The organism is Streptococcus sp. 1032, assembly GCF_013277015.1.
Lineage (GTDB): Bacteria > Bacillota > Bacilli > Lactobacillales > Streptococcaceae > Streptococcus.
Window position 1 is genome coordinate 64,052 of record NZ_VMMD01000015.1, and the last position, 12,955, is coordinate 77,006.

At 42.4% G+C, this 12,955-nt stretch carries 11 protein-coding genes; 1 reads left to right on the top strand and 10 read right to left on the bottom strand.

Features of this window, described 5'->3' with window-relative positions:
• Nucleotides 1–204: 204 nt before the first annotated feature.
• From HT711_RS04895 to ruvB, 9 genes are all read right to left on the bottom strand, one after another.
• A complete protein-coding gene (locus HT711_RS04895) occupies nucleotides 205–1,254 on the bottom strand; it encodes an LLM class flavin-dependent oxidoreductase (RefSeq protein ID WP_173234400.1) in 1,050 nt (349 codons plus the stop codon).
• A 118-nt stretch (nucleotides 1,255–1,372) separates the two neighbouring features.
• On the bottom strand, nucleotides 1,373–3,181 hold the full coding sequence (gene glmS, locus HT711_RS04900) for a glutamine--fructose-6-phosphate transaminase (isomerizing) (RefSeq protein WP_164226899.1): 1,809 nt from the start codon (nucleotides 3,179–3,181) through the stop codon (nucleotides 1,373–1,375).
• A gap of 191 nt (nucleotides 3,182–3,372) precedes the next feature.
• Nucleotides 3,373–4,752 carry a 6-phospho-beta-glucosidase gene (bglA, locus tag HT711_RS04905; RefSeq protein WP_164226900.1) on the bottom strand — a complete coding sequence of 460 codons (1,380 nt, stop codon included), beginning with the start codon at nucleotides 4,750–4,752 and terminating at the stop codon, nucleotides 3,373–3,375.
• Between the two features lie 98 nt (nucleotides 4,753–4,850).
• Entirely contained in the window at nucleotides 4,851–6,704 is a 1,854-nt protein-coding gene (locus tag HT711_RS04910) for a proline--tRNA ligase (protein WP_173249789.1), read from the bottom strand.
• Between the two features lie 12 nt (nucleotides 6,705–6,716).
• The gene (gene rseP, locus HT711_RS04915) at nucleotides 6,717–7,976 is read right to left on the bottom strand and encodes an RIP metalloprotease RseP (RefSeq protein ID WP_173249790.1); all 1,260 of its coding nucleotides are present in this window, start codon (nucleotides 7,974–7,976) and stop codon (nucleotides 6,717–6,719) included.
• Nucleotides 7,977–7,997: 21 nt separating this feature from the next.
• Complete coding sequence (locus HT711_RS04920; RefSeq protein WP_173234389.1) at nucleotides 7,998–8,801, bottom strand: phosphatidate cytidylyltransferase; 804 nt, start codon at nucleotides 8,799–8,801, stop codon at nucleotides 7,998–8,000.
• Nucleotides 8,802–8,809: 8 nt separating this feature from the next.
• A complete protein-coding gene (locus tag HT711_RS04925) occupies nucleotides 8,810–9,568 on the bottom strand; it encodes an isoprenyl transferase (RefSeq protein ID WP_000466719.1) in 759 nt (252 codons plus the stop codon).
• Between the two features lie 345 nt (nucleotides 9,569–9,913).
• Nucleotides 9,914–10,486 (bottom strand): nucleotidyltransferase family protein, encoded by a 573-nt coding sequence (locus HT711_RS04930; protein ID WP_173234387.1) that lies wholly within the window; start codon nucleotides 10,484–10,486, stop codon nucleotides 9,914–9,916.
• Entirely contained in the window at nucleotides 10,467–11,465 is a 999-nt protein-coding gene (ruvB, locus tag HT711_RS04935; protein WP_188111569.1) for a Holliday junction branch migration DNA helicase RuvB, read from the bottom strand. The genes HT711_RS04930 and ruvB overlap by 20 nt, the downstream gene beginning before the upstream one ends.
• A 133-nt stretch (nucleotides 11,466–11,598) precedes the next feature.
• On the opposite strand from ruvB, the gene HT711_RS04940 reads away from it, so the two are divergent.
• On the top strand, nucleotides 11,599–11,691 hold the full coding sequence (locus HT711_RS04940; protein ID WP_173225186.1) for a type I toxin-antitoxin system Fst family toxin: 93 nt from the start codon (nucleotides 11,599–11,601) through the stop codon (nucleotides 11,689–11,691).
• Between the two features lie 847 nt (nucleotides 11,692–12,538).
• Here the strand turns inward: HT711_RS04940 and HT711_RS04945 are convergent.
• Nucleotides 12,539–12,955: a GNAT family N-acetyltransferase gene (locus HT711_RS04945; RefSeq protein ID WP_173249791.1), complete on the bottom strand. Its 417-nt coding sequence runs from the start codon at nucleotides 12,953–12,955 to the stop codon at nucleotides 12,539–12,541.

The window sequence follows — 12,955 nt, forward strand, 5'->3', positions numbered from 1 at the left end:
CTCAATGAAAATCAAAGAGCAAGCTAGCCTCAGGCTGCTCAAAGCACTGCTTTGAGGATGCAGATGGAAGCTGACGTGGTTTGAAGAGATTTTGGAAGAGTATAAACTAGCCCTCCTATAGAAAAATCCCCCTAGACTTAACGCTTGGGGGATTGATTTTTGTACAATATTTGTTGTCCTAATAAACTTGATTAGGATTTTTTATTAAGCCTCTGTCATGGTAAAATAAGCCCGTACTTTTGGAGCCACTTGCGTTCCGAAAAGTTCAATAGCTCTCAGAACCTGATCATGAGGCATGGAACCAAGCGGTAGATGGAGCATAAAGCGGTCCAAACCTAGATCTTCAATCATGCGAATCAATTTTTCGGCTACCTGATCTGGATTGCCCACAAACATAGCACCATTTGGCCCAACTTGCTCCAAATATTGCTCATAACGCAATTCCTGCCAGTGCGGACGGTCTTTGGAAATAGCATCCACTACTTGCTTAGTCGGATGGAAATAATCTTTTACAGCCTGCTCGCCATCTTCAGCAATCCAACCCCAAGAATGGGCTCCAACCTTTAGTTCATGACTGGCATGACCCACTTCGCTCCCAATCTCACGATAAGCCTGAATCAACTTTTTAAAATAACGCGGATTGCCACCAATAATGGCATAGACAATCGGCAAGCCTGCCTGAGCAATCTTCACTGTTGATTCGACATGACCACCTGTCGCTATCCATAAGGGTAATCGATCCTGAACTGGACGAGGATAAACTTCTTTGCCAGAGATTGTTTGGGTCAATCGACCTTGCCAGTCTAACTTGGTCTTTTCATTGACTAACTGAAGCAAATCTAATTTCTCATCAAAAAGGGATTCGTAGTCTTTCAAATCATAGCCAAACAAGGGAAAAGATTCCGTGAAAGAACCCCTTCCGGCCATAATCTCCGCTCGTCCATTTGATAAAGCATCGATAGTGGCATACTGTTGGAACAAGCGAATCGGATCCATGCTCGAGAGAATGCTGACTGCACTGGTCAAACGGATTTTCTTGGTATTAACTGCCCCAGCGGCCAGAACAATCTCTGGGGCTGATACCGCAAAGTCTTCCCGATGATGCTCACCAATCCCATACACGTCCAAACCAACTTTGTCAGCCAATTCAATCTCTGCCACCAACTGACGAATGCGTTCAGCATGACTGTAAGTCTGTCCAGTCCCTTCAAGCTCCGTTGTTTCCCCAAATGTTGAAATTCCCAATTCTACCATTTTGATACTCCCTGTCTATTTCTGTCCTTCAATTTGAAAAATTATTCTAACACGAATCTTGAGTACAAGCAACCTATTTGCTCACAAGAAAAAGCCTAGATAACTAGACTTTTTTAGCTTATTCTACCGTTACTGACTTAGCAAGGTTACGTGGTTTGTCCACATCGAGACCACGGTGGAGTGTTGCAAAGTAAGCGACTAATTGTGTTGGCACAACCATTGAGATTGGTGAGAGGTAAGGGTGGACGGTCGTAAGAACGATGTCGTCTGTATCTTTGGCAACATTTTCTTCTGCAATAGTGAGAACCTTGGCACCACGGGCTGCGACCTCTTGGATATTTCCACGAGTATGGTTGGCAAGGACTGGATCTGACAAGAGGGCCAAAACAGGCGTTCCTTCTTCAATCAAGGCAATGGTTCCGTGCTTGAGTTCTCCTGCCGCAAAGCCTTCACACTGGATGTAAGAAATCTCTTTGAGTTTGAGACTTGCTTCCATGGCTACATAGTAATCTTGACCACGTCCAATGTAAAAGGCGTTACGAGTTGTTTCAAGAAGCTCACGAACCTTGGCTTCGATGGTTTCTTTCTCTGAAAGAGTTGATTCGATAGACTGAGCTACGATTGACAACTCATGAACTAAATCAAAGGCTTGCGCTTTAGCATTGCCATTTGCTTCTCCGACTGCTTTTGCTAAGAAGGCAAGGGCTGCAATTTGCGCTGTATAGGCCTTGGTTGATGCTACGGCAATTTCAGGACCTGCATGAAGGAGCATGGTATGATTGGCTTCACGTGAAAGAGTTGAACCTGGGACATTTGTCACTGTTAAGCTTGGGATTCCCATTTCATTAGCCTTGACCAAAACCTGACGGCTATCCGCTGTTTCACCAGACTGGCTGATAAAGATGAAGAGTGGTTTCTTGCTGAGAAGTGGCATACCGTAGCCCCACTCAGATGAGATTCCAAGTTCAACTGGTGTATCTGTCAATTCTTCCAACATTTTCTTAGAAGCAAATCCTGCGTGGTAAGATGTCCCAGCTGCAAGGATGTAGATACGGTCTGCGTCTTGAACAGCCTGGATGATAGCTGGGTCTACGACAACTTGACCAGCCTCATCTGTGTAGGCTTGGATGAGTTTACGCATAACCGTTGGTTGCTCATCGATTTCCTTGAGCATGTAGTAAGGATAAGTTCCCTTACCGATATCAGATAAGTCTAGCTCAGCAGTGTAGCTAGCACGCTCACGACTATTTCCATCATAGTCTTGCACTTCGACGCTATCAGCCTTGACGATTACCAACTCTTGGTCATGGATTTCCATGTATTGGTTGGTTTCACGAATCATAGCCATGGCATCTGAGCAGACCATGTTGTAGCCTTCTCCAAGCCCAATCAAAAGTGGTGATTTATTTTTAGCCACGTAGATGACTTCAGGATCTTGTGAGTCAACCAAGGCAAAGGCATAAGAACCATGGATGATGTGAAGAGCTTTTTTGAAGGCTTCAAGAACTGACAAGCCATCTTCTTCCGCAAATTTTCCAATCAAGTGAACAGCGATTTCAGTATCTGTTTGCCCTTTGAAGTGGTGACCTGCAAGGTATTCTTCCTTGATTTCAAGGTAGTTCTCAATCACCCCATTGTGAACCAAGACAAAACGTTCTGTCTCAGAGCGGTGTGGGTGAGCATTGTCTTCCGTTGGTTTTCCGTGAGTAGCCCAACGAGTATGTCCAATACCAGTTGTTCCCTCAACATCAGCTGTCTTGGCAGACAATTCTGCGATACGACCAACAGCCTTCACCAAATGATTCTCAGCACCACCTAGGACAAAAATCCCCGCAGAATCATAACCACGGTATTCGAGCTTTTCAAGCCCTTGAATCAAAATATCAGTTGCATTTGTGTTTCCAACAACACCAACAATTCCACACATAGTATCTACGACACAGGCAAGCTGTGCTTTCTCCTTAAAATTGGTATAGTCTAATTTATCTTTTATAGAATCAGCAAAAACAGTATATACTTGTTTCTTTCACTTGTCAAGAGTAAAAATTGGTATAGTTCAAATTAAGCTCTTGTAAGCAAAAAACTCTGACTAATTAAAATCATTAGTCAGAGTCCTTTTTAAAATCCATTATTATCACTTAGTTCCTTGAACCAGTGCCCTGATTTCTTCAGACGACGTTCTTGCGTTTCCAAGTCTAATTCGACCAAACCATAGCGATTTTTATAGCTATTGAGCCATGACCAGCAGTCAATAAAGGTCCAAATCAAGTAGCCCTTACAATTGGCTCCATCTTCAATGGCTCGGTGAAGTTCACGAAGATGACCTTTTACAAAGTCAATACGGTAATCATCTTGAATCATCCCATCTTGACGGAATTTTTCTTCCCCCTCAACACCCATGCCATTCTCTGTCAACATCCACTCAATATTACCATAATTTTCCTTGATATTTTGGGCAATGTCATAAATCCCCTGCTCATAAATCTCCCAACCACGGTGAGGATTGATTTTACGTCCAGGCATAACATAAGGTTCGTAAAAATGTTCTGGTAAGAGTGGACTCTCTGGATGCTTAGCAAATCGAGGTGCCATAACACGCAAAGGTTGATAGTAGTTGACACCAAGGAAGTCTACCGTATTGTCACGAATGAGTTCCAACTCCTCCTCCGTAGTATCAGGTAAGAGACCGTATTCATGCAAGATTTCTACCAACTCCTGTGGATAGGTCCCCAAGACAGACGGATCTAAGAAAGATTGGGCTTGAAAAAGGTCCGCAATACGAGCAGCCTTGACATCAGCAGGATGCTGGCTACGTGGATAAGCCGGTGTCAAGTTGAGGACAATCCCAATCTTGGAATCAGGCAAAAGTTCATGACAAGCCTTGACCGCTCGACTGCTAGCCAATTGTGTGTGATAAGCTACTTTAACGGCAGCTTCTGCATCCACCTTATGCGGATAATGGGCATCGTAAAAATAGCCAAACTCTACAGGAACGATGGGCTCGTTAAAGGTAATCCATTGATCCACTAGATCTCCATAAGTCTCAAAACAAAAACGAGCATAGTCTTCATAGGCTGAGACAGTCGCCTTATTTTCCCAACCATCACCATCCTCTTGAAGGGCAAAAGGCAGATCAAAATGATAAAGATTGACTAAAAGACGAATCCCTTTAGCCTTAATAGCCTCAAAGACCTTACGGTAAAAGGCTACACCTTGAGGGTTGACTTTTCCACGCCCTTGTGGAAAAATCCGTGACCACTGAATAGAAGTCCGAAAGGCCGTGTGACCAGTTTCTAACAAAAGCTCAATATCCTGTTCCCAATTTTCATAAAAGGTCGATGTCTTATCTGGACCAATTCCATTATAGTAACGATTTGGCTCCACTTGGTACCAATAATCCCAGAGATTATCTCCCTTACCGTCACCAGCTACACGTCCTTCTGTTTGTGGTCCAGAAGTAGAGGATCCCCAGACAAAATCCTTTGGAAATCTTAGCATACATTTACCTCTTTATCTACTCATTTTTCCCATTATACAGAAAAAACAAGGTAAAAACTAGTTACATTTTTTCCTTGTTTTTCTTCTGATTATAGTTTTTATTTCTTGCTGAGAATTTCAAGCGTTTCAAGCAAGTTATCTGCATGAACTTCGATGGTGTCACCAGTCGCTTTAATCTTCACTTCTACGATGCCATCGGCCGCTTTTTTACCAACAGTGATACGGATTGGCAATCCAATCAAGTCACTATCGCTGAATTTAACACCAACACGTTCGTTACGGTCATCTGTCAAGACTTCGTAACCAGCTCCCATCAAGCTTGCTTCAAGCTTTTCTGTCAAGGCTTGCGCTTCATCATCCTTGACATTGACAGTGATCAAGTGCACATCAAATGGTGCCAATTCTTTAGGGAAGTTGATTCCCCAAGCGTAACGGTATTCACCTTTTGGCGTTTTGTTAACAAAGAGGCGAGCGTGTTGCTCCATCACTGCTGAAAGGAGACGGCTGACACCGATACCGTAACATCCCATGATAATTGGCACAGCACGACCATTTTCATCCAAGACATCTGCTCCCATGCTTGCTGAATAGCGAGTGCCGAGTTTGAAGATGTGACCAATTTCGATACCACGCGCAAAGTTAAGGACACCTTGTCCGTCTGGGGAAATTTCACCCTCACGAACTTCACGGATATCCACATATTCTGCAGTAAAATCACGACCTGGGTTCACACCAGTCAAGTGGTAGCCATCTTCGTTAGCACCGACAACTGCATTGCGAACATCTTGCACCTTACGGTCTGCGATGACTTTAACATTCTCTGGCAAACCAACTGGGCCAAGTGAACCGAATCCTGCTTGAATAAGATTCGCCACTTCTTCTTCGCTAGCAACGTCAAAGAAATCTGCTCCCAAGTAGTTTTTCAATTTAACTTCGTTGAGTTGGTCATTTCCAACTAGAAGGGCTGCAACAAGTTCACCATCTGCCATGTAGAAGAGGGTTTTAATTGTTTGTTCTTCCGGAACGTTGAGGAAGGCTGCCACTTCATCGATTGATTTAACATCTGGCGTTGCAACACGAGCCACTTCTTCTTCGGCAACAACACGGTTGCTTGGTTTGTACTCGTTTGTTGCCATTTCTAAGTTAGCCGCATAGCTAGACTCACTTGAGTAAGCAATGGTATCTTCACCAGAGACCATCCATTTGAGCAATTCTGCCTTGATTTCTTCTTGCACTTCTGCAGGAATTTCGTCAAATGAGGCAACTGACTTGTCCAAGACAACCCAGCGGTCAAGGTCTGTACGAGCAGGTGTAATGGCCATAAATTCTTGGCTGTCCTTACCACCCATGGCTCCACCGTCACCAATGATAGCCTTGAAGTCTAAACCACTACGAGTGAAAATACGCTCATAAGCGGCCTTGTACTCATCGTAAACACTGTCCAAGCTATCATAATTAGCGTGGAAACTGTAAGCATCCTTCATGATAAACTCACGTGTACGGAGAAGTCCATTACGTGGGCGTTTTTCATCACGATACTTAGGCTGGATTTGGTAAAGGTTGAGTGGCAATTGCTTATAAGACTTAACAGAATCGCGGACAATAGCTGTAAAGGTTTCTTCGTGAGTTGGACCTAAGATAAAGTCTGATTTTTCACGGTTTTTTAGTTTGTAAAGGTCCTCACCATAAGTTTCGTAACGACCTGATTCGCGCCACAATTCTGCACTAAGAAGAGCAGGAGCCAACATCTCAACGGCACCAATCTTGTCGAATTCTTGGCGCATGATATTTTTAGCTTTTTCAATCACACGATTAGCAAGTGGTAGGTAAGAATAAACACCTGCTGAGACTTGACGAACATAACCAGCTCGCAACATAAGAGCGTGGCTGATAACTTGAGCATCGCTTGGCATTTCGCGAAGCGTTGGGATAGGCATTTTACTTTGTTTCATAATATTCCTCGATTATCTAAAAAAGAGTCGCATGATGTCATTCCAGGTCACAGCAATCATCAAGACAACCATGATGACCACTCCGGCCAAGGTGACATAGGTTTCAATTTCTTGTTTCAATGGTTTGCGGCGAATGGCTTCCAGGATATTGAGCACAATCTTACCACCATCCAGAGCTGGAATCGGAATAAGATTAAAAATCCCGATATTGATGGAAATCATTGCCAAGAAGTACAAGACATTCTCAATTCCATTTTTAGCAGCATCACTACTTGCCTTAAAGATGGCAACAGGTCCACCTAGCTTGTTCAAATCCGGTTGGAAAATCAGGTTTTTCAGAGCTGAGAGAATTCGTAGAGCCGAGTCAGCAGCAGTTGTAAAACCACCTACAAACATGGATAGAAAATCTGACTTAATCCCCGGTTGAACACCTGGAAGGTAACGCCCTTGACTTTCTTCCGGAGTAACAGTGACTTGTTTGTCACTACCCTTTTCAGAAATAGTCACATCCAAGGTCGGGGCTGTCTTACCTTTGGTTTCTGTTTCCACAGCCTGAATCAAACTTTCCCAGTTGCTAATCTCATGTGAGCCAATCTTGGTAATCTGTGCCGTTTCTGATACTCCCACCTTAGCCAAGGCCCCTTGGGGCATGACATGGAACTGGTTGGTATCGACATCTCTGACTCCACCCTGCATGAAGATTAAAATCCAGAAAACAACGACACCTAAGATAAAGTTGTTCATAGGACCTGCAAAGTTGGTAATCAGTTTCCCCCAGATAGTCGCATTTTGATATTGAACATCCAAGGGAGCAATCCGAACCTCAGTACCATCTGCTTCCACAACCGTTGCATCGTGATCTACTGCAAATGTTTTTTCTTCTTCCAGAACCAAGCCCTTGATAAAGAGCTTATCTTCAAAATCAAACTGGGTCACCTGCATAGGGAGGGCTGTTTGATCTAATTTTTTACCTGAAAGATTGATGCGTTTAACCTTACCATCATCAGTAAGCGTCAAACTGACAGGAGTTCCTGTCTTGATTTCAGTGGTATCATCACCCCAACCGGCCATACGAACATAGCCACCTAGAGGTAAGATCCGAATGGTATAGGCCGTTCCATCCTTGCCAATATGAGCAAAGATTTTTGGCCCCATACCAATGGCAAATTCACGGACTAGAATCCCTGATTTCTTGGCAAAGTAGAAGTGCCCAAACTCATGCACCACCACAATAATCCCGAAAACCAGAATAAAGGTTAAAATTCCGAGCATAGTATTTCCTCCGTCTTTTGATTAAAAGAGTCCAAACAAGTGCATGATTGGAAATACAAGCAACATACTATCGAAACGATCCAAAACACCACCATGTCCAGGAATAAATTTCCCAGAATCCTTAACACCAAAGTGACGCTTGATCGAACTTTCTAGTAAATCACCAAATTGTCCAGCAATGCTAAAGAAAATAGCAAAGACTGACATCTTGTAAATTCCATACGGAAGAGCAACTGTACTGTCAAACATCATAAAGATGATGGTTACTAAAATAGCACCTAAAATACCACCCAAGGCACCCTCAAGGGTTTTATTAGGCGATACCCTTGGTGCTAACTTTCGTTTCCCATAGTTCATCCCAACAAGATAGGCACCACTGTCTGTCGCCCAGACGATACACAAGGCCAAAAGCGCCTTATCTAAACCTGCAATTCTAGCATCTAATAGAGCATTAAAACCAAAGCCCACATAGAAGCTCATAGCAAGAGGGAAAACCGCATCCTCAATCGTATAAGACTTGCTAAACACAGTCGTTCCTAACATGATTGAAATCAAAACACTATAGGCAACCACATTCCCATCAACTGGCAAAAAAGTCAGGTAATTCTCCAAGGGAATGGTCAAGGCAAAGGTTGCAAAGAGGGTTAAGAGGCCCTCCATCGTCATGGTCTCTAGACCTCTCATCTTCAAAAGTTCATGCATGGCTAGCATGGCTATGATTCCAATTGCTATCTGAAGCAAGAGACCACCAATCATTAAAATTGGTAGGAAAATAGCCAGGGCAATCCCTGCAAACAAGGTTCTTTTCTGTAAATCCTGTGTCATATTTCCTCCTAAACTCCTCCAAATCGGCGATGACGACGATTGTAGGCAAGAATGGCTTCCTGCAAGGCTGCCTCGTCAAAATCAGGCCACAAGGTGTCCGTAAAATAAAGCTCACTATAGGCTCCCTGCCATGGAAGGAAATTGCTCAAACGCAATTCTCCACTAGTACGGATAATCAAGTCCGGATCTCGCAAGTCCTTAGGTAAATGCTGGGTAAAAAGATAATTACCAATCAATTCCTCTGTGATGTCACCTGGGTTGATTTTGGCATCTAACACATCCTGGGAAATCAACTTAAGAGCCTGTGTAATCTCAGCACGTCCACCATAGTTGAGGGCAAAATTAAGAATCAATCCTGTGTTGTTCTTAGTCAATTCCTCAGCCTTAGTCAGAGCTTCAAAGGTTTGCTTAGGCAGGCGGTCTGTCTCCCCAATCATTTGAATCTTAACATTATTCGCATGCAGTTCCGGGACATAATTATCATAAAACTCTACTGGCAAGTTCATGATAAACTTGACTTCCTGATCTGGACGGGTCCAATTTTCCGTAGAAAAAGCATAAACTGTAATAACCTTGACACCCAGTTTGTTGGCTGCCTTGGTCACAGTTTGCAACGCTTCCATGCCCGCCTTGTGCCCAAAAACCCGCGGCTGCATACGTTTTTTAGCCCAACGGCCATTCCCATCCATGATGATGCCGATATGAGCAGGAACCTGTGTCGGAACCTCTACTTCCACAGCCTTATCTTTCTTAAAAAATCCAAACATGATCTTATTCCTATTCAAAAATCTATCGTTTCATTATACCATATTTCCCCATTTTCTTCTATCACTAAGCTATTTATACTCTTCGAAAATCTCTTCAAACCACGTCAGCTCTATCTGCAACCTCAAAACAGTGTTTTGAGCAACCTGCGGTTAGCTTCCTAGTTTACACTTTGATTTTCATTGAGTATTATTCTCAGGCACCAAGCCCTTTTTTCAAAAAAATAAGCCGCCTGATTGGGCGACTTTATTTTTTATAGGGAGATTATTATGAAAAAGTTTTAGGAGTTTAAGTTAAGGTCTTCTTAACTTATGGACTTAGTATACACTCCCTAGCTTAAAGTTTCCTTAAGAAGTTTTAAAAATCAAATTTTTCCATTTCTCCTGCCAATTTTTCTTGGATAGACGTGTTTGATAAAGTTCCATTCGGTCTTCATTTTCTAAGAAATAAGGAGTTGGACGAACTTGAAAATTCACAATATCCTCCAAACCATAAGGTGCATAGAGTTCAAAATCTGATTCTTCATTCAAGCGTAGTCCAACAGCCGTACATCGTTCTGGATACTTACTCATAGCATCACGAGAACTGGTATAGGGAGAAGTGTGAGGACTGTGCTGGTGCATATAGACTTGATTTTTCAATTCCCACTGGTACTGAGGGAAGTCCTCTCTCAGCTTTTTCTCTAGGGACAAGGTTTCCTCATAAGAAATATCTGGATCAAAGAAAATAACATCTACATCTGTTTCACAGTCAAAAGGGGATTTGTCTGACAAGAGATTCCAGATAAAATTTCTGACAGAACCCGCTGCCAACCACGAGTCTTTCAGACCAAGGTTTCGTATGATAGTCAGAATAGCCATCATATCTGGATTTTTTCTAAAAGCATTTAGGATTTCTTGCTCATTTTTCATTGTATTCATAACCTAAGTGATCATATGCCTTAGCAGTCGCCACCCGTCCAGACCGCGTCCGCATGATAAAGCCTTTTTGAATCAAGTAGGGCTCATACATGTCTTCAACTGTCTCACGCTCTTCTGCTATGTTAACAGAAAGAGTTCCTAATCCGACAGGGCCACCACCGTACATCTCAATCATGGTACGAAGGATTTTTTGATCCACATAGTCCAGACCTTCATGGTCAACATCCAGCATAGTCAAAGCCTTATCGGTAGTAAGATCATCGATAACCCCATTTCCCATTATCTGGGCAAAATCGCGCACGCGCTTGAGGAGACGATTGGCAATACGAGGGGTCCCACGACTACGTAGGGCCAACTCAGATGCTGCCTCATGAGTGATTTCCATCTCAAAAATATCTGCCGTCCGCTCAACAATTTCCGTCAAGTCAGCATGAGCATAATACTCCATATGACCTGTAATCCCAAAACGTGCCCGTAGTGGATTTGAGAGCATACCAGCCCGAGTCGTCGCACCAATCAAGGTAAAAGGTGGCAACTCCAAATGAACACTGCGACTACCCTCACCAGCCCCAATCATAATATCTATGTAGAAGTCCTCCATAGCACTATAAAGCACCTCTTCCACCGACATGGGCAAGCGATGAATCTCATCAATAAAAAGGACATCCCCAGGCTCTAAGTCATTCAAAATCGCTACCAGATCACCGGCTTTTTCAATGACTGGACCCGAAGTCTGCTTGAGATTTACTCCCAATTCATTGGCAATAACAAAAGCCATGGTCGTTTTCCCCAGACCTGGAGGTCCAAATAAGAGGACATGATCCAGCGCTTCATCTCTCATTTTGGCAGCTTCGATAAAGATTTGGAGCTGGTCCTTGACCTTATCCTGTCCAATATATTCACGTAAGTACTGAGGACGGAGCGTGCGTTCTACTAACTCCTCGTCCCCTATTATCTCATTGTCTAAAATTCTATTCATGGCTCTATTATATCAAAAATCCAAGCCACAAACAAAAAAGCCACCTAATTGGGCGACTCCCGAGTTTAGCACTTATGTGGTCTAATATTCTACGGCACTGCTACACCGCCTGCGAAAGGAGGTGAGATAGCCCATGATGGATACAATACTTAAAACTATCATCGGACCAATTGTGGTCGGTGTCGTTCTTCATATAGTCGATAAATGGCTAAACAAGGACAAATAGTGTCAAAAAGACCCCAAGCTTATTTGGACGTGAGCTTGGGGTCTTTTCTAGCCTATGATATAGACACAATACTTAATTCCTTTTTATTATCCCATAGTTCACAAAATTTGTCAAAGGTTTATATTCTCGGCTTTTCAAGCTTTAATCGCTTTACAACAAGACTTTCAAGTTTAAGAGAAAATTAGAGATTCTATCAATTTCATAGAAATTTTGATTTAGTAAACGAAGATACAATCTTATATGTCACTTCTCATTTAATACGCCACTACTAGACAAGCAAAATCATTATTACAGCAGTTCCAGTCCTTCAATTAACAGTCACTTACAATCAAATTGAGTTTGAAGTAGCTGAAGTAACAGCAAGCCTATTTCTTAGTTATATTCGCTAAAAAAATCCCCGCCAAAATCTCAAAAAGTCCCCGCCAATTCCCCGACCAAAATCCGAAAAATACCGAAAAATATCGAAAAATTATTTTTAGAATAGTCCCAAAAAGCCTGAAATAGAGCCAAAAAACTCCACCTGATTGGGTGGAGTTAAGGGAGATTATTATGAAAAAGAAAAGTTTAGGATTTTATTAAATAAAGTTAGGAGGTCTTTATTTAATAACTATATGATACAAGACAAAGCTTAAAACTAGCTTAACTTTTCTCAAATTCTACCATTCTGAAAAAATTTCTATCAACATCACCTCACCCCACAAAAAAGTCACCTGATTAGGTGACTTCATTAGGAGATTATGATGAAAAAAATTTTAGGATTTCATTAAATAAAGTTAGGAGGTCTTTATTTAATGACTATATGATACTAGACCATCCTTAAACTTTGCTTAAGAAAAAACAAGTTTTGCTATTTTTCTCGATTCGCCCAAGTCATCCCTATACAATTATAGGTGGATAAGATTTCAAAGCCCATAGAACGATAGAATCCCAAGGTTCTTTCTGTCTCTTCTGTCACCAGCTGGACTTGATAGGCCTCTTTGTAATCCTTTAAAGCCTCTTTCATCAAGGAGCTACCAATCCCTTGGCGCTGATAGCTAGGCAAAACAATCAAATCCTGTACAAAAACTGATGAAAATCCATCTCCAACCAAACGAATCAAGCCCACCACAGCATCACCATCAAGTGCCACATAAATCACTAATGAATGAGATAAGGCCTGCTCCAGCATCTCTGGTTGATGGGTATAATTTGTCCAACCGACTGCCTGATAGAGATGCAAAATATCCTCTAGCTTGACAATTTCTTGCTTTTTAATAGTAATCAT